Source organism: Acetobacteraceae bacterium (assembly GCA_004843345.1).
GTDB lineage: Bacteria > Pseudomonadota > Alphaproteobacteria > Acetobacterales > Acetobacteraceae.
In genome coordinates this window covers 1,879,701-1,903,502 of sequence record CP039460.1, presented here as the reverse complement: position 1 = coordinate 1,903,502, position 23,802 = coordinate 1,879,701, and the positions used below count along the sequence as shown (strand labels likewise).

Genomic DNA, 23,802 nt, shown 5'->3' with positions numbered 1-23,802 from the left:
TTTACAATTTTAAGCGCTTACTTTCTTAATTTTTCTACAAATGTAGAAAAATAAGGTACGGCTTTTTCTACAGCATCAAATGCCTCTCGCAATGGACGCAAAGAATTAACCCACTGACGATTTTCTAAATCTTTTGCAATTTCTTCTCTATCAAAAATAACGGAAAAAAGAAAATTTTGTGTTCAGGGAAGAAACGAAAACCAAGCTCTTCTACCTGATTAAATTCTTCTGTTTCCATCCATTCTTCTAATTTTACTTTCCAATTTGTTGAATCATCTTCTGGGACAAAATCAAAACTAATTCCAAACTCACCTTCATTGCCTGTATAACGTGTCAAAGGGAAATAAACTCCACCCTCTTTCCAGTCAGCTGATCTTTGTTCCAAATCATCAAAATAGAATTCAGCGATAGGTTCCCCATCATGATCCAACCAAACTCTGGGACAAAAACGCTCCTCCGACCAATAATCATCATCGTAAGCCTCATATTCAAACTTACCTGCGTCCCAATCATTTTTTGAGCGCAACCAACTCCGCCCCTCTGAACATAAAGCTCGCCAAAGTTTCTCCCAAATTTTTTCTACTTGAATGGCAGAACCATCCAATGTAGATAAATTTTTCATCATAATTTCATTAAGACTGACATTGTTCTGACATTGTTCTGACATTGTTCTGACATTGTAAACTACTCCCCAAATTTAAAAATAAAAACTTACCGAAACTTAACAATATGATCGGTAAAATCATAAACAGAAACAGAGGAAAAATGACGATCTCCAACTTTTCTGAGAACATCTGCGACGTCTAACCAAGTAATCCAAATATGCGAAACTTTTGATGTTGATTTCCGAGGACTCAAAAGAACCAACTGAGATTCTCTCCTATCTTCCTTTAAATCCTTAGAATAACGTCCTAATTGATCCTCTTCCTCACCTTCAGCCGCACTGGCAACGTTAGCTTTAACTTTAGCCTCAACGACAATTTTCAACCCATCACCAACAATTTCTAGATCAGTGCGATTTTTTCGCTCAGAAGACACCTCTCTATTCACTCTCAAACGAGAAACTTCATTCAATGAAAGAAGAGAGAGATGCATTGCTCCTTTATCTCTTAACATCTCTAAAAATAGAGCTAGATAGTCGGGGCCAGACACTATAGGATCTAACAAAAGGGCTAAAGTTGCCACAGTTGGGACTTCCTTGGTTCCAAGAATTTGCGTCCAAGCTGAACCATGCCTAACAAAAACGGGAACATCAACTTTTTCCAACTTCTGAAAAAGATCATTTAAATCTTTAGCCCTTAAAAGCTCTCTTTTTTTAGAAAAAAGTTTCCGTCGCTGCTTTAGAAATTCATCCACTAAAGGCTTTGCTTTAACGCAGTATTTTTCTAGCTCATACGGATCAGGTAGACGTTTTTACTACTCGTCATTAGTCCTCCATTCAAAATGAATAAAAATCAAAAAGGCAAGAAAATCCTCACCTCGAATTGAGGTTAGTCCTTTTTCTGAAAATCGCAAAACAGACCTTAAAATTACCTAGAAAACTACGGAGTCAAAGGACTTAAAATATTTTTGTTTTTAGATTTTCTTAGCCAATTTTTCTCTTGCTAGCCGATCAATATATTCTTTTTCTTCTTCAGTGATTGAACCATCTTTTAAAGCTCTAGGAGCATCTAATAAGGCCGCTTTCGCATGAGAGCGATCAAAAATCGGAAACATTCTTTTTTGTGGCAAAGCAAAGGCACTATCTGGAAGCGCATCTCTTTCTGCTTTTGTTAATTTTGTCATTTTCTATTTTCCCCATCTAAACAAAAAAGCCTCTCTGGTTTCAGAGAGGCTTTTCTTTATTTTTATTTCTTTTCAACAGAAACAGAAGGTTTTGGCGGAAGGTTCAATTTTAAATGAAGTTCTTTCCAACGTTCTTCTGTGATTTCCGCAGGAGCTTCCATCATCAAATCCTCCCCTTTCTGATTTAGAGGGAAGAGTGTGACTTCACGGATATTTGGCTCGTCCGCTAGGAGCATTACCATACGGTCAACACCAGGGGCTGCGCCACCATGTGGAGGAGCGCCAAATTTAAACGCATTATACAATCCACCAAAGCGTTTTTCGACCTCTTCCGCTGGATAACCTGCAATTTCAAAGGCTTTAATCATAACTTCTGGCTGATGGTTACGGATAGCGCCTGAGGAAAGTTCAACACCGTTACAAACAATATCATATTGCCATGCTTTAATTTCCAAAGGATCTTTGTTTAAAAGCGAATCCATTCCGCCTTGAGGCATTGAGAATGGATTATGGGAGAAATCAATTTGCCCTGTTTCCTCATCTCTTTCATACATTGGGAAATCAACCACCCAGCAAAAGCGGTAAGCATTCTTTTCGACCAAATCCAATGCTTCCCCAACCTGCATTCTCGCAACCGTTGCAAAACGATTAAGCTCTTCTGGTTTTCCTGAGGATGCTAAGAAGAAGACGGCGTCGCCCTCTTTTACACCTGAAATCGCTTTAATTTTTTCCAGACGTTCTGGCTCAAGATTTTTAGCAATAGGCCCTTTTGCACCCTCTTCGGCAAAAATCACATAACCCAAACCTCCCATGCCTTCTTCCCGTGCCCATTTATTGAGCTTATCAAAGAAAGCACGTCCTTTTTCCGCGGCACCCGGTGCTGGAATGGCAACAACACGCCCGCCATCTGCGGCAATTTTAGCAAACAGGCCAAAGGAAGAGTTTTCAAAAGCTTCTGTTACATCTGAAAGAATTAAGGGGTTTCGTAAATCTGGTTTATCGCATCCGTATTTTGCCATTGATTCTGCATAAGGAATACGCTCAAAAGGTGCTTCGTCCACCTTCCAATCCGAAGGCACGAACTCTTTAAAAACACCAGAAAGAACCCGTTCAAGAACCGCAAAAACATCCTCTTGTGTGACAAAAGCCATTTCCATATCCATCTGATAAAACTCACCTGGACTACGGTCTGCACGCGATGCCTCATCTCGAAAACATGGGGCGATTTGGAAATATTTTTCAAATCCGCCCACCATTGCAAGCTGCTTAAACTGCTGAGGCGCTTGTGGAAGCGCATAAAATTTTCCTGGATGCAAACGGGCTGGCACTAAGAAATCTCTTGCGCCTTCTGGAGAGGAAGCTGTTAAAATAGGCGTTTGCAATTCCAAAAAGCCTTCTGCCTCCATATGACGGCGCAGACTGGAAATCACTTTACTTCTTAAAAGAATATTGTTGCGCATTTGTGGACGGCGCAAATCCAAAAAGCGGTATTTTAAGCGTAAATCCTCTGGATATTTTTCATTGCTGTGAACTTGAAATGGTAGGAGATCCGCCGCAGAAATAACAGTCAGTTTTTCCGCAGTAACTTCAATTTCGCCTGTAGGAATTTTTGTATTTTGCTGACCTTCACCACGGAGAATCACTTTTCCGTCAATTGTAATCACACTTTCAATACGGAGCTTTTCAAGTGCTTCCGTCAAAGGGCTTCCCGCAGGGACAACAATTTGTGTCACACCATGCGCATCACGCAAATCTAGAAACAGCACCCCTCCATGATCCCGTTTGCTTTGTAGCCAACCTGAGAGGCGTACATCCTTTCCAGCATCTGCTGCTCTAAGGGCTTCACAATGATGTGTCCGATACGAATTCATTTTCAAATTATCTCTTTACTAAATCAAAATTCTACTGTGCTAATCTAAACTCTAAAAAGCGAATGAAAATCTCCATTCTCATTCGCTTTAAACATGTTCCCTAAATATTCAAAGACGACTTAAAAGATCGAATCGTCAAATCCGCCGAAATCATCTCCACCACCCCAATCACCGCCTCCGCCAGAATCATCTCCACCAAAATCAGAATCTGCAAAGCCTGAATTGTCTTCTGTTCCTGTTCCAGCAAAGGGATCGGACGATGGATCATAGCCAGCATCTGCTCCGCCACCAGCTGCGCCTGCGCCAAAACCAGAACCGCCATCTGCGAAACCACCCGAAGCGCCTGCTTCATGATGGCCAGAGAAAAGCCCCTCTAGGGCATGCGCTGCTAGCATACCACCCGCAACACCTGTTGCCGTCTGCAAAGCAGATCCTAAAAAACCTTTGCCTGAAGATTGAAAAGCCCCCATTGGCGGCTGTCCATATTGTGGCTGTTGGGCGTAACCCTGCTGCCCATAACCAGGAGGTTGGCGCATCCCCCTTGCTGTTGGCGGTGGTGGATAGCCTTGTGCTGGATTTCCTTTTCCGCCACCAAATAAATTAGAGAAAAATCCGCCTCCGCCCTGCTGTTGCTGACGGGCTTGATTTAATGCGGCTTGTGCCTGCTGCAACTGTGATTCTAAAGATTGAATACGAGCCTGCGCATTTCTCAAAGCGGCCTCCTGCACCACAGCGAGCTGCGTTACACGATATCTTGCCTCAGGATAGCGCTGAAATTGCTGTCCAATATAACGATCGGCCTCTGGATCAATCGGCGGAAGTGCCTGTTGAACACCTTGTCCACCGCCCACTCTTGCGAGGAACTGACCGATAATGTTTTGCTCTTCATTATTCATTTAGATTAACCTTCTAGATATGGCCGTCTTCGAATTATATCATTTAAAAGAAAGTTAAGAAATGTTAAAAACTTTTCATTCCTTATTCTACTCTAATTTAAATCGCTGAAAGCGTTCTTTTTCCTATGTCCGCTCCAAAATCAAACCTGTCTCGTCCGCCTAGTTTTCAAGAACTAACCTTACGCCTTCAAACTTTCTGGGCAGAAAAAGGATGTGTGCTTCTCCAGCCTTATGACATGGAAGTCGGCGCAGGCACACTTTCACCGCATACAGCGCTTAGAGCGCTCGGCGATACCCCTTGGAAGGCAGCTTATGTACAATCCTGCCGACGTCCTGCCGATGGTCGCTATGGTGAAAATCCAAACCGTCTCCAGCATTATTACCAATTTCAGGTTCTCTTAAAGCCAAGCCCTGAAGATAGCCAAGCGCTCTTGCTCGAAAGCTATCGTGCTATCGGAATTGATACAGACAAGCATGATATCCGCTTTGTCGAAGATGATTGGGAAAATCCCAGCATCGGTGCTTGGGGACTTGGCTGGGAGGTGTGGTGCGATGGCATGGAAGTCACGCAATTTACCTACTTCCAACAGGTTGGCGGCATTGCTGTGACGAAGCCATCAACAGAACTTACTTATGGCTTAGAGCGTCTTGCGATGTACGTTCAAGGTGTTGAAAATGTTTACGACCTTGATTTTAACGGAAAAGGCGTCAAATACGGCGACATTTTTAAGCGTGCCGAACAAGACTATTCCAAATATAATTTTGAGCATTCAAATCCGGCTGTTCTTCAAAAATGGTTTGAGGAAAACGAGGCAGAATCAACACGGCTTTCTCAACTTGGATTGGCACAACCTGCCTATGATTACTGCTTAAAAGCGTCTCACATTTTTAATCTTTTAGATGCTCGTGGCGTCATTTCTCCAACACAGAGAGCTGCCTATATCGGGCGTATTAGAACTTTGGCAAAAGCAGCCTGCGAAGCGTGGCTCGAGATGGAGGCATCCAAAAATGGCTGAATTTTTTTTAGAACTTATCAGTGAACAAATTCCTTCCCGTTTTCAGCAATTTGGAGCCGAGACACTCGCTAAGGAATTAGAGAAACGTCTCTCTGCGCTACATCCAAAAGTCAAAACTTTGATTTCTGACCCGAGACGCATTGGTTGCATCTTGGACATTAATTCAGAGATTTCTGCCAAAACAACCCTTATTAAAGGGCCAAAGCTAACAGCGCCTGAAAAAGCCATTGCTGGCTTTGCTCGAAAATATGGCGTTTCACCCAAGGCCTTAAAGCAGGAAAACGGTGCGTTCTTTTTTGAAGAAAATCTGCCCGCCCGATCCGCCCAAGAAATTCTAAAAGAAGAAATTCCTTCTCTACTTTGGAACTTTCCATGGCCTAAAGCGATGCGTTGGGGAGCAGGATCACGTTTTGCATGGGTGCGTCCTCTTCATAAAATTGTTTGCCTTTTAGAAAATCAGCTTATCTCCTTTTCCCTAGAACGTGATGGCGATCACGCCCATAGTCTAAAATCTGGAGATGTCAGCGAAGACGGACCTTTTGGCTATCAAGAAGCATTCAAGGTAACTTCCGCCCAAACATGGGAAAATAGGTTGCGTTCCAAAGGACTTATCCCCTTTCACAAGGAACGTCTGGAGAAAATTAAAACCTCTTTAGAAGAAATTTCTCAGGCCAAGAATCTTACCGTTATCCTTAACGACCGGCTGTTAAATGAAGTCACAGGGCTTTGTGAAATCCCAACCGCCTATCTTGGTCAAATTGAAGCCTCCCATATGGCGCTCCCGCATGAAGTTCGGGATGATCTTATGGAAGAGCATCAGCGCTATTTCCCTCTTTCTCAAAATGGAAAAGAAGCGCCTTTTTTTGCCTTCGTTGCTAACCATCCTTTCGATGATAATGAACTTGTTTCCCATGGAAATGAAAGAGTTCTAAGAGCCCGTCTAGAAGATGGTCGGCATTTTTGGACTCAAGACCAAAAGAAACCTCTTGAAAGCCGTGTGGATGATCTTGAAAAAATGACTTTTCAAGAAGGATTAGGCTCTCAGAAAAATCGTGCCCTGCGCCTTGAAAAACTTTCTGAAAAAATTGCAAAAACACTAGGATATGATGCTAACCTCCAAAAAATGGCAGGACGTGCTGGTTTATTGCTAAAAGCAGACCTTGTGACCGAAATGGTTGGAGAACTTCCTTCCCTGCAAGGTATCATCGGCGGCTATTACGCAGAGCATGATAAAGAAACGCCTAAAATTGTTGAGGCCATCAAGCAGCAATATCTGCCAAGAGGAAATTCTGGTGAAGTGCCTGAAAATCCTGTATCAATTTCAGCTGCGCTTGCAGACCGTATTGATACACTGGTTAAATTTTTCTCTATTGGTTTAACCCCAACTGGCTCTGGTGATCCCTTTGGATTACGCCGTGTTGCACTTGGAATTTTTAGAATCCTTCAACATAACCACATTAAAGCAGACCTCGGAGAACTCTTAGCACTTGCCTCTGATGGTACATTACCTGAAAATTTAGAGGATTTCTTAATAGATCGTTTACGAGTGCAGTTACGTCAAGAAAATATAGAAGCTGGCATTGCCGAGGCCATTTTAAATTTAGACAATACAACGTCTGAAAACGCAAAAATCTTCAAAAAATTAGACGGAAAAATCATTTCTGAAATTTTTAAAAGAGCTTCTCTCCTTCAAGCCGCTGAAGAGAATATTTCTGGCTGGCCAGATCTCCTGAATGCTTACCGCAGAGCAAGCAGTATTTTACAAGCAGAAATAAAAAAAGGATGGAAACAACAGGGAAGAATTGAAAGCAATCTTCTAACATCGAAAGAAGAAACTGCCTTTTTCAAAGAGCTAAAAGAAGCTCGTCCCGTAATTTTGGAAAAACTCCAAGAGCGTGATTTTCAGAAAGCGATTGAAATTTTTGCTCAATTATATCGTGCTGTTGATGCCTTTTTTGAAAATGTTCTCGTCAATGATCCTGACGAGCATATTCGTCATAACCGTTTAATGCTCATTTCAAATTTCTGTAATCTTTGTAATCGAGTTGCCGATTTCTCAAAAATTGAGAAAAAAGGGTAATTATTCCTTTTTCTAAACAAGAAAAAAAGCCTTTTACGTTTCAGTAGAAGGCTTTTTCTTTTAGTTTCTAAAGATTACAATGTTCTGCCGTAATCATACTCTGCCAAAACTTCTCCTGTTTTCCATAAAAATTCTGGTGCATCCAAAGGATCAAAATGAAGCTCAATCAAGCTTAATTTTTTGCCTGATTTAACGCTTTCAAAAGCTTGTTCCAACTCAGAAAAATTATGAACAGAGAAATTATTCACATCTTTCTTTGGAGCGAAAACAGAAAGCAGTTTGGAATAATCCCACTCTGCAATGTCATTATATTCCGAATTTTTTCCATGAATGGCACGCTCGACTGTATAGCCCTTATTATTCACAACAAAAATAATCGGCAGATCCTGACGTGCCATCGTTGAGATTTCCTGCGCCGTTAATTGCAAAGCGCCTTCTCCCGTTAGAAGAATAACCCGACGCTCTTCTCCCAAAGCTTTTTGAGCTAATGCCCCTCCGAAAACGGCAGGCGTTGCCCATCCGATAGCGCCCCAATTATTCTGCGTCTCATATTTAATACCATCTGGTAAGTCAAAACGGTTGAAGGAAATGGAAGACGTTCCCGTCTCAACAAAAAGCAAATCTTTTCAGAAACAAAAGACTGCATCTTGTATAAAAAAGCTTCAAATCCCCATTTTTGATCTACTCGTTGCCCTTCTTCTTCAACTTGGGGCAACGCACGTCCAGAATGTGGCTTAGCCTTTGCCTTAACGCCATCTAACACATCTTTTAAACGTGCACCCGTCAAGCTCTTTCCTAGACCTCGCCCAGCAACAGCGAAGCCTGTTGTTGCGCCATAAGGTGTTAATTCAATACGAATATCGGCTGACACATCATTGCTAAACAAGCCACTGGTAAGATCAGACAAAGCAATGCCAATTGCAATGATGCAATCTGAATGTGCGATCTCATGATAAAGCGTTAAAGGAATGGATCCTTTCCCTGCATATTGTCCAGCAAAAAGTGGATTTTTCCTCGGTAAAAGCGTTTTTGAATCCGCCGTTAAGCAATAAGGAATATTGAGTTTTTGACATAAAGACAAAACTTCTCCTTGCAAACCATAACGCCCAATCAAGGAACCCATTGCGATGAAGGGCCTCTCAGAAGCATTGAGTTTTTCAACGAGAAACGCTGTAATGACACGCAACGTTTCAGGATCACTCGGTGGAAAAATGAGATCCAAAGGTTGCTGTGATTCTGGGATTAAAACCTGTGTAACATCGCTTGGAAGCTGTAAATAGCCAGGCTTCTTTTCTCTCAAGATTCCTTCAATAAGGCGATCGATTTCTTGGCCTGCTTTACCCTCCGGTGTTAACCGTGCCTGATAAGCCGTAAACGGGCGATGCGCAGCCATCACATTGTCATAATCACCATTTAAAAGTGTGTGATGCAATGGAAAACGGTTTTTAACCGCATTTAAAGAGGGTAAACCTGAAATAGAAAGAATAGGTACATTTTCACAAAATGACCCTGCAAGTGGTTGAAGCGCAGAAAGGTCGCCAACCCCATAAGTTGTCAAAACAGCGGCAAAACCGCTTATCCGAGCATCCCCATCCGCAGCATAAGCCGCATTTAGCTCATTACAACACCCAACCCATTCAATACGACCGTCTTCAATCAAAAGTTCCAAAAAATTTAAATTAAAATCACCAGGAACACCGTAAATTCTTCGTAAACCTGCCTCATAAAGACGGTTAATAAGATACTTACCAATAGAGATCATTTTTTACCCCTTCTTATTTTAGAAAATCTTATCCTAAAAACCGTATATTTTTAAAAATTAAACATAACATAACAGATAACGAACATAGACAATGATCACTAAATTTCTTCTTGAAAACGGTTACGCCAGGCACAGAGTAAAATACCAAATCCCACCATCATCGTAAGTGTCGCTGAGCCTCCATAAGAAATGAGTGGTAAAGGCACCCCCCCAACAGGGATAGCGCCCATCACCATTGACAGATTAACCGCACAATACAGAAAGAAATCCATCGAAATCCCTAAACAGAGCAAACGGGAAAAAGTATTTTTACATAAAATTCCCATGACCATTCCCATGATTGTCAACATAGCAAGCAAAACAATAATGCTTATGGCACCAACAAACCCCCACTCTTCGCCAATAATCGTAAAAATAAAATCTGTTTGCTTCTCTGGCAAAAAATTCAATTGCCCTTGTGTTCCGTGCAAATAGCCTTTCCCCCATATCCCCCCAGATCCTAGAGCGATCCTTGACTGTAAAATATTATAGCCAGCACCGAGCCTATCATGCTCAGGATGCAAAAAAGTATCAATTCGAGCTTTTTGATAATCATATAAATGATTGTAAAGAATCTTTCCTAAAAGAGGAAAAAAAGCCGCTGCAACACCGATTATCCAAAGTGGAAAACCAGAACAAAAAAAGAGAGAACCTCCAATAACCCCAATGATAACAGCGGTTCCTAGATTTGGTTCTTTTAAAACCAAAATAACAGGCAATAAAACCATCAATACGGGAACAACCCATTTCAAAGGAGTTTTCAAATTTTTTACAGAAGGATGTGCAAAAAAGGCCGCCAAGCCCAAGACCAAAGCAATTTTAGCGATTTCGGAAGGCTGAAATTGAAACCCTAATAGATTAATCCATCTTTCAGCGCCTTTCCCAATATGCCCCATCGCTAAGACCATTCCCAAAAGAAGGATGGAGGAGGCATAAACTATGCCTGCCATATGATAAACAAGACGTATCGGAGAAAGGGCTATGGCAGTCATCAGAAACAAACCAAACCCAAAACGCAACGCCTGTGGTTCAGCAAAAGGATACGCTGCACCGCCTGCGACAGAAAAAAGCGCAACATAGCCAGCTAAAGCGAGAAGTACTACAAGCGTTATATACACCCAATTCACACCAAGCAGATGCTGAAAAAAATTAATCTCAGAACCAGTGCGCCATAATCTTTTTGAATGCTGCTTCGGCACACGTGAAAATTTCACTGAGATAACCTCCTAATTCTAATGAATCTAAAATACTTAAGATCTTATGCCACAATAAACATAACCTGAGTGCTAAGCCACATTATTTGTAAGCACAGTATCGTTGACGGCAGGATCCATTTCCAAAATTTCTTCCATTATTTTTCCTGCGAGAGGCGCCGCTTGAGACGCACTCGCATTGCCATGTTCAATCACTAAGGAAAGTGCATATCGTGGACGGTCGAAAGGAGCGTAAGCAATAAAAAGGGCATGCGGCCGGTACTTCCAAGGCAAATCCATTGAATTAAATTTTCCAGATTCGCGCATTGCCCTAGAAACTCTCCTAACCTGAGAAGTTCCTGTCTTTCCTGCCATTTGAATGTGCTGAAAATGTAATTTTGCCCGTGGTGCCGTGCCATTATAAGCGTTGACAACATCCCACATTCCCTGCCTAACAATCTCTAAATAGGCGGGATCAAAAGGCAAACTTTCAAAACAGGCACTCCCCGTACATCTGAGTTGATCTTGAACCAAGTAAGGCGAAATTTTAACACCTGTTGCTAAAGAGGCTGCATATCCTGCCAGCCCTAAAGGAGTCGTCTGGACATAGCCCTGCCCAATCCCAGCGTTAATTGTATCACCAACACGCCAACGATGATTATGCTTTAGAGCCCACTCTGCATTAGGTACAATTCCAGTTCCTGCATGTGCCAATTCAATCGTCGGAGGCCGGCACAGTCCCAAAGCTTCTGAGGCTTTATGAATTTCTTCCATCCCACATCGACGGGCAGCCTGATAAAAAAAGACGTCGCAGGAATGTTTTAAGGCCTGCCTCACATTTAAAGCACCATGTCCAGATTTCAGCCAGCAATGGAAACGACCACCACCAATATCTAAATATCCAGGACACTCAATCCGTTCTTTTGGTGAAATGGCTTTAGATTGCAAAGCGGCCAATGCAACTGCCGGCTTAAAAGTAGAGCCAGGAGGATAAAATCCAGAAATAGCTTTATTATTTAAAGGCGTTGCGGGATCTTCCAGCCAAGCATTCCATTGTTTAAAAGAAATACCATCTTCAAAAGCACTGGGGTCAAAAGAAGGGCTGCTCACCATGGCGCAAACAGCGCCTGTTTGGCAATTTAGCAAAACAGCACTGGCAACCTTATCTTCGATATTCCTTTTGAGAACTTCCTGATAACGAAGATTCAATGTTAAACGCAGATTATTGCCAGGCAGGGGGCTTGTACTGCTGATTTCTCGAATAAAATCACGCCGAGCATCCACCTCATTTTCGAGATTTCCAGGTGTACCTCGTAATAAATCCTCTTCTTTCTCTTCTAAACCGCCTCTGCCTATTTTTATTCCTGGCAAGGCATAAACATTATTACGGCGAACATCATTTTCATTCGGAACCGCAACATATCCCGTGATATGCGCTGTTAACTCTCCAAAAGGATAAATTCGGTCAAATCCCTCATCCAAAGAAAGACCCGCAATCGGAGGAAGCTCCTGATTGATTCGAATGATTTCCTCTTCCGTTAAAGAATCTTTCAAGGTGAAAGGAATATTTTTACCGCCACGCCTGCGTTCCTGTACAACCCTGCGATAATCTTTTTTATCCATTGCGATGAGATTCTCAAATCTCGCTATAGAATCATCTACGTCTATTCTTCCATCAGAAGACATAACGGCACGCACAACGAGTTTATTTGTTGCTAGCAAATGCTTTCCAGAAGCATCGTAAACCAACCCTCTTGGTGGAACGATATAACGTCTCAAAAGACGGTTGCGTAGGGCTTGCTCCGAAAATTCTTCACTGTCTGTGACCTGAATTTTATAAAGCTTAGTGGATAATGTTGCAAAAACCCCCATCTGGGCAAACAATAACAATGTTGCCCTTCTGCCGAAAATCTTACCTGCAACAGCCTCTCGCTGATATTCCGTTGTCACCTCTTTCGATTTTAAATATCTCTTTACAAAGCCCAAACTGAAGGAGCGGTGTGAAATTTTAAAACGGGAACGGCGGCGGCGTGACATAAGGTGGAAATACCCGAAAAACAGAGCAAAAACAAAAAGCTAAACAGCTCTCCTGATTGTCATTCTATGAATACTTTTTTTGTCTCCCAAAAGAAAACAAAATCCCCTGCCAAAATAAATAAATCAGCGGATAAATTCCGATACTTAAAAGCCATAAAAATAAAACAGGATAAAGAGATAAATATGAAAAATCTTGAAGTGTGCATAACCCCCAAAGAGAAAGCGCTGCAACAGCAAATAAAATACTAAATAAAAACCAGGAAAATAACACACCGCTTTCGTACAAACGACGCCTTAAAATCCGAATGAGTTCTCCCTCCACAACCATCCAAAAAACAATAAATCCCGGCGGTGTCGAAACAAAAAATTCACAACACAGCCCTGCGATAAAAATATTCCCAGCGCCCATCCAAGCAGGAGCATAGAGCGTATAAAACCAAACTGTTTCCAATAAAATTGCAATCTGAAGCTCAGGACGCCCTAAAATACGAAAAGGAACAGAAAGCAAAAGGGCAAGCACCGTCAGAAACAAAATAGGAAAGATAAAACGGGCGATGAGCTTAACAGCACCAGCGCTCTCTAACTCTTTTTCATTCTGGAAGATCATGGCATTACTTCTTGCTTGCGTGTGGCATGACTTTTAACATCCACACTCGGTGCTGCCTTCAAAAGTGGCGCATAATCCACAACTTTTACAAGAGACAAATGACTCAAATCTGCAAATGGCAAAACAATCGGATGCCCTTCCCCTTGGTAATGCACACGCCCAATCGGAATACCCGAAATTGTCCCATCTTTTAAAAGTGTTTCTACAATTTCCCCTTCAACAGGAGCTGCTCCTTGAACATAATAAGCCAGCTCCAGTCCTTTTTCCTCTCCCTTCCCACTCAAAATAGCGTGAGAACCACTCTCTTTTCCAACAACAGGCACATGGCTGGCTTCATCGTCTATCAGTAAGATACGCAAAGCATCTTTCGAAACTTCCGTAACACGCCCAACAAGTGCGCGAGAGTCCATTGCAACGCTTCCAACTGTAGGCGCTTTGGAAACTCCATCCCATCCCATCAATACAGCATGACGATAAGGCCCACGCTCTTCTCCAAAAACATGCCCCGTCACATATCCAAAGCCAGGAATCTCACTCCAATGAAGTAACTTTTTTAAATGCTCATTTTCACTTTTTAGTTGAAATGAGTTTTCCTGTTCCGCCTTTAAATTCTGGTTTTCTAAGCGCAACCGTTCATTTTCATTGACTAAAAAGAGAGAAAAAGAAAATCGACGCTGCAAATTATCAAAAAAATATTGAGGGAAGAGAGCTCGCTCGTAGAAAAAGGCCAAGCGAGATTTTTCTAAAATTCGCATATTTTCAAAAGGCTCTGGAAAAGCGCTTGCCAAAAAAACTAAGAAAATTGCGCCTAAGACAGCCCCTGTTCGTATGACACTCGCCAGAAACTCTCGCCTCTTAACCGATAGCATCTTAAACTTCCAAGCCTATAACAGTTTCAAAAATCAATACACTGTACTTAATATATGCTGTAAATTATGCATTTCTTCTAAAGCACGCCCAGTACCAAAAGCAACGCAAGAAAGTGGATTTTCAGCAACAATAACGGGCAACCCTGTAGCTTCTCGCAAAACCTCATCTAAACGATGAAGAAGTGCTCCTCCACCAGAAAGAACAATGCCTCGCTCAATAATGTCTGCCGAAAGCTCTGGCGGCGTATTTTCCAAAACAAGAAGAACAACTTCAACAATACGTTGAATAGGATCCTGCAAAGCCTCTGCAATCTGAGCCTGACTCACGACGATCTCTCTCGGCACACCGTTCAAAAGGTCTCGCCCTTTTAAAGAAAGCATAGGCCCTGTCCCGTCCTCTGGCGCTATGGCTGAACCGATCTCTATTTTAACACGCTCTGCAGAACTGTCTCCAATCAGCAAGTGAAAATACTTACGGATATAAGAGACAATCGCCTCATCCATTTTATCTCCGCCCACCCTAGCGGAACGTGCCTCCACAATTCCTCCAAGAGAAATCACAGCAACCTCTGTTGTCCCGCCACCGATATCAACAATCATACCACCGGCAGCTTCTGAAATACCAATCCCAGCACCGATTGCAGCGGCCATTGGCTCTTCAATTAAAAAAACTTTACGAGCCCCTGCGCTTTCGGCGCTTTCTTGAATAACACGCCGCTCAACAGCCGTTGAACCGGCAGGCACACAAATAACAATTCTAGGACTAAAAAAGGCACCGCGATTATGCACTTTACGGATAAAATACTTAATCATTTCCTCTGCAATGTCGAAATCAGCGATGACACCGTCTCTTAATGGTCGAATAGCCTTGATGGAATCAGGTGTTTTTCCCACCATTTTTTTAGCCTCAGAACCGACGGCAAGAACCTGAGCACGACCTCTCTGCTCACTCACAGCAACAACAGAAGGCTCATTTAGAACGACCCCACGGCCTTTCAAATAAATCAAGGTATTTGCTGTTCCAAGATCAATTGCCATATCAGCCGAAAAAAGACCTAATAAACGCGATAACATGCCTGACGATTTTCCCCATCCATACAACAGCCGAATCTTGTCGGATTAAAAGACACAAACTCACTTTAAATTAAAAGCGATTATAAAGTACAAATTTTTCAAAAAACACAAAGTTAAGAGTTCAAAAGCAACCCCTCACTAGGTACTCACACATGCCCCTTAAACCCAAAGAGGCCTTAATCGTAATAGATAGACACTATGATTTAGCAATATCCGTTACAAAAATATCTAAACAGAATATCCTTCTACTTTCTGCCAAACTACATAATTATTAACTGCCTTTGCAAGCTGGCTAACCAAAATGCCCCGATGCAAACGATTTTTCAAAGCAAGCTCATCCTGATGATTCGACAAAAATCCCATCTCAACAAGAACTGAAGGAATTTCTCTTGATTTAAGGACAAAAAATCCTGCATGCCGCATAGGACTTTCTAGCAAAGGCGTTTTTCCCTGAAAAGACTTTACAACTGCCGAAGCAATATGTGCCGATGATTTCCGAGCACGATCTCCGACCATGCTCGTCAAAATATTCATCACATCAGAATCGACGCCTTTCATATGCGACTTACCAAAACGATCAGCTGCATTTTCATTCCGCACAATAGATAACGTCAAAGGATCACTGGTTTTGCCTTTGGTATAAACACTTGCACCGCGAATTTTTGGAGATTTAAAAGAATCAGCATGGAGTGAAATAAGCAAAGAAGCTTTTTTCTCTTGTGCAATTCCCACACGATCATTGAGCGATATAAAACTATCCGTTCGACGGGTTAAATCTGCACGGCATTTACCACTTTTGATCAAGGCCAAACGCAAATCTTGAGCAACTGCTTCAACCACATGCTTCTCATAAATCCCTGTTATTCCAATAGCACCCGGATCCTTTCCCCCATGCCCAGGATCTATAACAACCAAAGGAAGCTCTTTTTGAGGCTTTTTCATAACATAAGGTGCAGCAAAAACCTGTGAAGGTAAAAAAAGTGAGGAGACGACACCCGCACCACAAACCAAACCACCCGACCGTATAATATTCCGACGAGAAATACTGCGACTTTCCATCCATCCCCTCTCTTCATTTTCCAAATAATCCAGAGCCAATCTAACTGGCCTTGAAAAAATATTACAATTAAATCAATTAAATTTCATCTTCATACTTGCCCGAAAGCATTTATTAGGCCATTAAAAAGGTAGAAAACTGTTTAAGTGAATGCTGTGCTGTAAAGATTTATCTTTTCTCTATGAAAAAGAGCTTCACATGGCGTTCAACAGTAAAAATTCGTGGCAATAGGTAGAACATATATTACGTCAGAGCACTGATATAGAGTTATGTATTGTCTCTAACTTTCCTTCGTCTGATTTAAAAATCAGGTGTACTGTCCTCATTTATTATCTATTGAGGACCCAGATTTTAATTTTGTGGTAACTTGCGACTGAATTTTTTATTGCGAACTGAGTGTAACGAACGACACAATTTTTATTTGCCCCTCTTTTCTCGTCAAAATGGGATAAGTTCTGCACCCTCGCTTGTTTTTCAGCGCACGCCAACCCCCACTTATTTTCCACATTTCTCAACGGATATTTCTCGTGATTAAACACAAGAAAATAATCCGTCAGGAGTATATATTTACATGTCAAAGAGCATGCTCATTGATGCAACCCACTCAGAAGAGACAAGGGTTGCTGTTATTAATGGTGATCGCCTAGAAGAATATGATGTCGAAATTGCCTCTAAAAAACCTCTTAAAGGCAATATTTATGTCGCCCGTATCATTCGTATTGAACCAAGTCTTCAAGCCGCTTTCGTAGATTATGGCGGAAATAGGCACGGCTTTCTTCCCCTTAACGAAATTCATCCAGATTATTTTAGAATTCCAGTAGCCGATCGTAAAAAATTACAAGAGCTGCAGGAAAAAGAAAACGCTTATCTTCTTGCACAAGAAGAGGAAGAACTTCAGGAAGAATCTTCTGAAGAAATTCAGACTTTTGATGATGAAATTATACCAGAACCCATCATTGAACTGATTCCAGATGCCGAAAAAGAGGAAGAAGATTCTGAAGCTTCAGCGAAAGACGAAGCAGGCTCTCCAAGAGGAGAACTAACAAAATTTCTGCGGAACTATCGTATTCAAGAAGTCTTACGTCCTCGCCAAGTTGTACTTGTTCAAGTCACAAAGGAAGAAAGAGGGAATAAAGGGGCAGCGCTCAGCACGTTTCTTTCTCTTCCTGGCAGATATTCTGTTCTTATGCCCAACACACTGCATGGTGGCGGTATTTCGAGAAAGATTTCTTCAAGAGAGGATAGAAGACGTTTAAGAAATCTCATTCAGCAATTTGAACTTCCCTCTTGCATGGGGATGATTATTCGTACCGCCGGAAGTGGTCAGCCTGATGCTGAAATCAGAAAAGACTGTGATTATTTACGCCAACTTTGGGAGAAACTCCGTCTTTTAGCGCTTGAAAGCGAAGCGCCTGTACAAATTCACGAAGAAGGTAACCTCATAAAACGTGCTTTGCGTGATCTTTTAACGCCTGACATCGAGGAAATTCTTGTCGATGGAAGAGATGCTTTTAGAACTGCACGCAATTATGCTTCAAGCCTTCTCTCTAAAAATGCGCCTGAATTACGCATCTGGAATGGCCGAAAAGAAAGCCTCTTTGCGCATTTTCATGTAGATGACCACATTCATAGTATGGTCTCTCCTGTCGTGCAGCTGGAATCTGGTGGATATATTGTCATCAACCAAACAGAAGCATTGGTTGCCATTGACGTTAACTCCGGAAAATCAACCAGTCAGAGAAATATTGAAGAAACCGCAGTTCGAACAAACCTTGAAGCGGCAGAGGAGATTGCACGCCAATTACGCCTCCGTGACCTAGCTGGGCTTGTTGTCATCGATTTTATCGATATGACGAAAAATCGTCACAATGCGCAGGTTGAACGGAGACTAAAAGATTCTTTAAAAGCGGATCGAGCGCGCCTCCAAATTGGAAACATCTCCAATTTCGGATTGCTAGAGATGTCCCGCCAGCGCCTTCGTCCTTCTCTCTCCGAAACTCTTTCAACCCCTTGCCCACATTGTGAAGGCACAGGACGTTTACGGAGTATTGAAAGTCTAACGCTTCGTGCTTTGCGTATTTTAGACCGTGAAGCAACCACCCAAACTGGAAGCGATTTACAAATCACCTTGCCAACTGATGTTGCGCTTTATCTCTTAAATCATAAACGTGATAGTCTGAGACAAATTGAGCGACGGCACAATATCAAAATTATCTGTACTGCCGATTCAAGCTTTACGGAAAATGCGCTTCAAATTCAGGGACAGGAAGCCTCTGAAGCCGTGCCTCAAAAAGCTGAGGAAGATCACTCTCAACGCAGAAACGGACGTAACCAGCGTTCTAGGTCACGTCACGATCGCAATGAGCGTCAAGAACGTCAGCAAGAAGGCCAAAATCAGGAGGCATTCCGCACGAAGGAAGCAAAAGAAAATGAGCCGTCAACAGAAAGTGCAGAGTTAGAAAAAACCTCTGATAGTGGAGAGGAAACATCCTCCAGGCCGCAACGAAAGACGCGTTCGAAATCCGTTTCTTCTCAAAAGAAAAGACGTCAAAAGCCCTCCTCTAAATCCTCAGAGGATACTGATGATGACTCTTCTAAAAATGAGTCTGTGCAGGAAGAAGCCGTTGACAATCTTGCTGAGAAGGAAGCTCTTTCACAAGAGGATAATCCATCCATCTCTCAAGACAATAAGACTGAGAAAAAAGATTCTAAGCCACGTCGCCGTCGAACATCTCGTCGAACGACGGCTTCTAAAAAGTCATCTTCGTCTGAACAGAAAGAAGAAAAATCTCCTGTAAAAGAAGAAACTTCTAAAAACCTATCTAAAGAGAATGAAGCAGCCGTACAAGAAACTAAATCTAATCCAAAGGTAACGGTTCAAGAAGAGATTAAAAAGGAGATCCCAAAAGAAAGACCTCCAGAAAATTTAAATGCACCAAAAGCCGTGGACATCGATTCAATGTCTGAAAAAAAGGAATGGGTTAATCCTTGGGCTCGAAAATGAAGTCTTAAACTTCTAAAATAAACGAGGGTTGCCATCTCCTGATGGCAGCCCTTTTTTCTTAGCTTTTGTCTTTTTAGGAAGATTTTTTTTCTCCGTATCAAGCTGAGCATCTCTTTGCCCATCAAAAAAGACAAGACTGATCATTGCACCTTTTTTAATTTCTGAAGAACGTGATTTTATCTGTCCGTCTTTATCTTCAACTAAGACATAGCCACGCTCTAAAATAGCCTTAGGCGATAGCGCTTCTAATTGTCTTTGTTTGCTTTCTAAAATATTTTTTTTCTCGAATATAAGTCTTTTAGCAGCCAGAATTTGTGATAGAATTTGTCTTAAATCACTCTCTGCCATTTTTAAAATATATTGCGTCATAGGACGAAGGTTCCGCCCCTCATCTCTAACGCTTTGTCTCAACCCCCTCAAATATTCAGGAAGAATATCTCTTAAGCGCTGAGAGCGATCCTCAAGACGCATCCGTACCCCATCAAAAAAATGAAGCATATTTGGCAAGCGTCCTGCTTTATTTTCCAAAGAGAGATGTAGATTTTGTAAATATCGCCCTAACCCTTGCCTTAAACGAACATCTTGGTGCATCAAATCAGACAAAACCTCACTTCGCAATGGAACTGCCATTTCTGCTGCGGCTGTCGGTGTAGGAGCCCGCTGATCAGAGACAAAATCAATTAATGTTGTATCTGTCTCATGTCCTACGGCAGAAATCACAGGAATATTGGAATTAAAAACGGCTCTAACAACGACTTCTTCATTAAAAGCCATAAGATCTTCCAAAGAGCCACCGCCACGACCAACAATCAACACATCGGGTGGTGATGACAATTGATTCATCCCCTCAATGGCTTCTGCGATTTGTTCTGCTGCTTCCTGCCCTTGCACTAAAACAGGCCACAACAAAATTTCCCGTGGAAAACGTCTCTCTAACGTTGTTCTTATATCTTGTAAAACCGCGCCAGCACTGGAAGTAATAACCCCAATTTTTAAAGGCAAATACGGCAAAGTTTTTTTATGCTCTAAGGAAAACAAGCCCTCTTGAATAAAAAGTTGCCTTAGTTTTTCAATGCGGGCGAGCATGGCTCCCTCACCTGCATATTCAAATTTTTCAATAATAAATTGATAAGAAGAGCGTTCGCCATAAGCAGAGACTCTTCCTGTGCCAACCACTTCAAGACCATTTTCTGGAGCAAGTCCCAAACGGGTAACCTGACTTCGCCAAACAATTCCTGAAATTTTTCCACCTTCGTCTTTTAAGGAAAAGTAAATATGTCCCGAAGGATAACGCTTTAATTCAGTGATTTCACCTCGAACACGAATACGTGAAAATTTTCCCTCTAGCGTATCCTTAATCTCTTTTGAAAGAGATGAAACCGAATATTCCCGTAAATCATTCATTTAATGAGACTTTTTCTTTCGTGTGAGCTTTGCTTTAACTAACGTCCAAAAAAAATTAATGTGCTTCTGACCAATTTTGGGCAATGCCCGTTTCAACTTCTAACGTTATCGGAAGATGAACAACGTTTTCCATTTCTTCTTTCGCAAGTTTTGCCACAGCTTCTGCGTCTTTGTCGGAGGCTTCAAAAACAAGCTCATCATGTACCTGCAAAATCATTTTACCGTCCAACTTACTTTCCAACAGTTGCTTTTCCACCTCAATCATGGCACGGCGCATAATGTCTGCCGCCCCCCCTGCAAAGGGGCATTGATTGCTTGCCTTTCTGCGCCAGCCCGGCGTGCGCCTTTTGCTTTAATTTCAGGAATATAGCATTTTCGTCCAAAAGGTGTGACAACATAGCCCTGCTCTTTTGCCTGCGTCTTTGTTCGCTCCATATAATCTAAAATACCTGGATAACGCTTAAAATACGTCTCAATATAGTGCTTTGCTTCCCCATTCGAAATTTGAAGCTGACGGGCTAATCCAAAAGCCGAAATGCCGTAAATAATACCAAAATTAATTGCCTTAGCCTGACGCCGCACTAAAGGTGTCATTTCTTCCAACGGAATATTAAAAACTTCGGAAGCTGTTCTTGCATGAATATCCTGCCCTAAACGAAAAGCCTCAAGCAAAGGCTCTACCTGTGCGACGATTGCCATAAGACGCAACTCAATTTGCGAATAATCCGCAGAAATCAACTTTCGCCCTTTTGGCGCAATAAAGGCGCTTCGAATACGACCACCTTCAGCACTTCGGATTGGAATATTTTGTAAATTAGGGGCTATAGATGAAAAACGTCCTGTAGAAGTTAGAGCAATTTGATAATTTGTATGTACACGTCCTGTTTTAGAACTAATTTCCTTTGGAAGAGCATCAGCATACGTATTTTTAAGCTTATCAAGTTGGCGCCATTCCAAAATATTGGCACAAATTTCATATCCTTTTTCACTCAGCTCTTCTAAAATACTAGCATCTGTTGACCATGCGCCTGTTTTTGTTTTTTTTGGTGCGGGTAAATCCATTTCACCAAAAAGAACCTCTCCCAATTGTTTAGGAGAGCCTAATGTGAAAGAACGCCCAGCAGTTTCAAAAATATTGTCTGATAAAACTTTCATTCGCAGAGATAATTCTTCTGAAATTTTCTTCAACTCAAACTCATCAACCAAAATCCCCCTATCCTCAACTTTTTCTAAAACTTTAGAAAGAGGAAGATCTGTCTCTTGGTACAAAGAAAGTGATTTTGTTCTTCTTAAAGACGGCTGTAATTTCTCCCAAAGACGCAAAACACTATCCGCCCGCACAGCACAATAAAGAAGAGCTTCTTCCGCTTTTATCTCAAGAAGTGAACGTTTCTGCCGCTGCCTATCTGTAATATCGCCATATTCAGGCAGCTCTTTTTGAAAATTTCGTTCTGTCATTTTCTCTAATTTATGCGAAAACTCCCCCATAGATTGCGCATAAGAAATCAACTGGACATCTGCAGAAGGTTCTGAATCAAAAAAACCAACTTCTTTTAAAAGTCTATTTTGCGCCTTACGATCATAAAAAATCTTTAAAATGGAAGGATCTGTCAAAATAGGATTCAATAAAGAAAAAATTGTCTCCTTCGATAAAGAAGAGGTCTTTTCCAATAAATCCCCTGTTTTTGCCTCAGATGAAGGAAAAAGCAATAAAGCTCCTTCTCCTTCTTTTGGCGCAAGCGCAATTCCTCCAAGCCCTTCCAAAAATCTATCTTGAAATAAAGGCTGCGCCCATATACCAACTTTTCCTGATACCTTTATTTTTTCAAGCAAATTTTTTAACTGATCTTCATTTTCAATGAGATGATAATTTTCCCAAGGGACATCGTCTTTGTCCTGCTGATCATTCCCTTCTATGCCGCCTAATGTTTCGCCCCCTTTTTCTACTATGGAGGTGGAAATTGATTTTGAAATTTTACCTGTGCCTAATTTCGAAAGCAAAGATGAAAAACCCATTTTGTCCAGCCAAGATTGAAGTTTTTCACTCTTAATTTCTGGATGCGTTAAAGCACTGATAGGAAGAGGAAGAGGCGCATCTTCATCCAATGTCACAAGCTTCAAAGAAATCCGTGCCTGCTCTGCAAATTCAATTAAATTTTCACGCCGCTTCGACTTTTTCATTGTTGGCGCAGCCGCAAGTATTTCCTCAAGGCCACCATATTCATGAATGAGCTGCGCCGCATTTTTAGGGCCAATCCCAGGAACTCCCGGAACATTATCCGTGCTATCCCCAATAAGAGATTGCGCTGCCGTCACAAGATGTGGCGGAACACCAAATTTTTTCTCTACCTCTGGTAATCCAATAGCCCGTTGTTTCATTGGATCTTCCAACGCAACACCTGGGCGAATAAGCTGCATCAGATCTTTATCCGAAGAGATCAGCTTGCAATATTGTCCATTTTTTTCTGCTTCCTTAGCATAGCTGGCCATTAAATCATCAGCCTCCCAGCCTTCCAACTCAATTGGAAGCAGACCAAAAGCTTCAGACGCCTCCCGGATAAGAGAAAATTGTGGGATTAAATCTTCAGGTGCTGGTGGGCGGTGTGCCTTATACTCAGGATAAATCTCTGAACGAAATGTTTTTCTGCTAGAATCAAAGACAACGCCGACAACCCAGTCAGGATGTTTTTTCAGCGTTCTCAGTAACATGTTGCAAAAGCCATAAACGGCATTAACAGGTGTACCATCTGGCGCATTCAATGGTGGAAAAGCAAAAAAGGCACGAAAAATAAAGCCAGAAGCATCTATCAAGAGTAATTTTTCAGAATGCTCTTTTTTGACATCAATCGCATCGAAATCATCTAAACTACCCAAATTCATCTCGTTCATCTTCAACCTTTCTGCCTCACAATTCCTGAAAATCTTTAAACTTTGCAAAAAAGCTAAAAATTTGCACAACAATCATCCCAAGAAACTCAGTTTTACCAAAGGAATAGCCATTTTGTCTTAAAAAAATTCAAAAAGAAAAATAATCTAAAAAGAGAAAAACATTAAAATAACTGGTAAAACCGCTTAAAATCTTTTACTTAGTGAAAAAACATTCTGCTA

Annotated in this window: 17 protein-coding genes and 1 pseudogene; 3 read left to right on the top strand and 15 right to left on the bottom strand. The window is 41.7% G+C overall.

Annotated elements, in window-relative coordinates:
• Window positions 1-124 precede the first annotated feature (124 nt).
• The 5 genes from FAI40_09285 to FAI40_09265 all read right to left on the bottom strand — a co-directional run bounded on the left by FAI40_09285 (window position 125) and on the right by FAI40_09265 (window position 4,552).
• The gene (locus FAI40_09285; protein QCE35505.1) at window positions 125-667 is read right to left on the bottom strand and encodes a hypothetical protein; all 543 of its coding nucleotides are present in this window, start codon (window positions 665-667) and stop codon (window positions 125-127) included.
• A 44-nt stretch (window positions 668-711) separates the two neighbouring features.
• Window positions 712-1,356 (bottom strand): hypothetical protein, encoded by a 645-nt coding sequence (locus FAI40_09280; GenBank protein QCE35504.1) that lies wholly within the window; start codon window positions 1,354-1,356, stop codon window positions 712-714.
• A 219-nt stretch (window positions 1,357-1,575) separates the two neighbouring features.
• On the bottom strand, window positions 1,576-1,785 hold the full coding sequence (locus FAI40_09275; protein ID QCE35503.1) for a hypothetical protein: 210 nt from the start codon (window positions 1,783-1,785) through the stop codon (window positions 1,576-1,578).
• Window positions 1,786-1,847: 62 nt separating this feature from the next.
• Window positions 1,848-3,656, bottom strand: coding sequence for an aspartate--tRNA ligase (gene aspS, locus FAI40_09270; GenBank protein QCE35502.1), 1,809 nt, complete (start codon window positions 3,654-3,656; stop codon window positions 1,848-1,850).
• Window positions 3,657-3,775: 119 nt separating this feature from the next.
• The gene (locus tag FAI40_09265) at window positions 3,776-4,552 is read right to left on the bottom strand and encodes a DUF2076 domain-containing protein (protein QCE35501.1); all 777 of its coding nucleotides are present in this window, start codon (window positions 4,550-4,552) and stop codon (window positions 3,776-3,778) included.
• 125 nt (window positions 4,553-4,677) lie between these two features.
• Between FAI40_09265 and FAI40_09260 the strand changes: the two genes are divergently transcribed.
• Together FAI40_09260 and FAI40_09255 are read left to right on the top strand one after the other, a co-directional pair.
• A complete protein-coding gene (locus FAI40_09260; GenBank protein QCE35500.1) occupies window positions 4,678-5,568 on the top strand; it encodes a glycine--tRNA ligase subunit alpha in 891 nt (296 codons plus the stop codon).
• On the top strand, window positions 5,453-7,648 hold the full coding sequence (locus FAI40_09255; protein ID QCE35499.1) for a glycine--tRNA ligase subunit beta: 2,196 nt from the start codon (window positions 5,453-5,455) through the stop codon (window positions 7,646-7,648). The genes FAI40_09260 and FAI40_09255 overlap by 116 nt, the downstream gene beginning before the upstream one ends.
• A gap of 74 nt (window positions 7,649-7,722) precedes the next feature.
• On the opposite strand, the gene FAI40_09250 is transcribed toward FAI40_09255, so the two are convergent.
• The 8 genes from FAI40_09250 to FAI40_09215 form a co-directional block, all read right to left on the bottom strand.
• Entirely contained in the window at window positions 7,723-8,268 is a 546-nt protein-coding gene (locus FAI40_09250; protein QCE35498.1) for a hypothetical protein, read from the bottom strand.
• Window positions 8,133-9,410 carry an alpha-keto acid decarboxylase family protein gene (locus tag FAI40_09245; protein QCE35497.1) on the bottom strand — a complete coding sequence of 426 codons (1,278 nt, stop codon included), beginning with the start codon at window positions 9,408-9,410 and terminating at the stop codon, window positions 8,133-8,135. The genes FAI40_09250 and FAI40_09245 overlap by 136 nt, the downstream gene beginning before the upstream one ends.
• 98 nt (window positions 9,411-9,508) lie before the next feature.
• Entirely contained in the window at window positions 9,509-10,603 is a 1,095-nt protein-coding gene (gene rodA, locus FAI40_09240) for a rod shape-determining protein RodA (protein QCE35807.1), read from the bottom strand.
• A 132-nt stretch (window positions 10,604-10,735) separates the two neighbouring features.
• Window positions 10,736-12,679, bottom strand: a complete 1,944-nt coding sequence (gene mrdA / locus FAI40_09235) for a penicillin-binding protein 2 (GenBank protein ID QCE35496.1) — start codon at window positions 12,677-12,679, stop codon at window positions 10,736-10,738.
• Window positions 12,680-12,743: 64 nt separating this feature from the next.
• On the bottom strand, window positions 12,744-13,286 hold the full coding sequence (locus tag FAI40_09230) for a hypothetical protein (protein ID QCE35495.1): 543 nt from the start codon (window positions 13,284-13,286) through the stop codon (window positions 12,744-12,746).
• A complete protein-coding gene (locus FAI40_09225) occupies window positions 13,283-14,155 on the bottom strand; it encodes a rod shape-determining protein MreC (protein ID QCE35494.1) in 873 nt (290 codons plus the stop codon). Before FAI40_09225 ends, FAI40_09230 begins: the two co-directional genes overlap by 4 nt.
• Before the next feature lie 33 nt (window positions 14,156-14,188).
• The gene (locus FAI40_09220; GenBank protein QCE35493.1) at window positions 14,189-15,229 is read right to left on the bottom strand and encodes a rod shape-determining protein; all 1,041 of its coding nucleotides are present in this window, start codon (window positions 15,227-15,229) and stop codon (window positions 14,189-14,191) included.
• A 228-nt stretch (window positions 15,230-15,457) separates the two neighbouring features.
• The gene (locus FAI40_09215) at window positions 15,458-16,288 is read right to left on the bottom strand and encodes an N-acetylmuramoyl-L-alanine amidase (protein ID QCE35492.1); all 831 of its coding nucleotides are present in this window, start codon (window positions 16,286-16,288) and stop codon (window positions 15,458-15,460) included.
• Window positions 16,289-16,869: 581 nt separating this feature from the next.
• Here FAI40_09215 and FAI40_09210 point away from each other — a divergent pair.
• Window positions 16,870-19,290: a ribonuclease E/G gene (locus tag FAI40_09210; GenBank protein QCE35806.1), complete on the top strand. Its 2,421-nt coding sequence runs from the start codon at window positions 16,870-16,872 to the stop codon at window positions 19,288-19,290.
• Between the two features lie 12 nt (window positions 19,291-19,302).
• Here FAI40_09210 and FAI40_09205 read toward each other — a convergent pair whose 3' ends face one another.
• Window positions 19,303-20,694, bottom strand: a complete 1,392-nt coding sequence (locus FAI40_09205) for an exodeoxyribonuclease VII large subunit (GenBank protein ID QCE35491.1) — start codon at window positions 20,692-20,694, stop codon at window positions 19,303-19,305.
• Between the two features lie 55 nt (window positions 20,695-20,749).
• A pseudogene (gene polA / locus FAI40_09200) lies at window positions 20,750-23,574 on the bottom strand (DNA polymerase I).
• Window positions 23,575-23,802 lie beyond the last annotated feature (228 nt).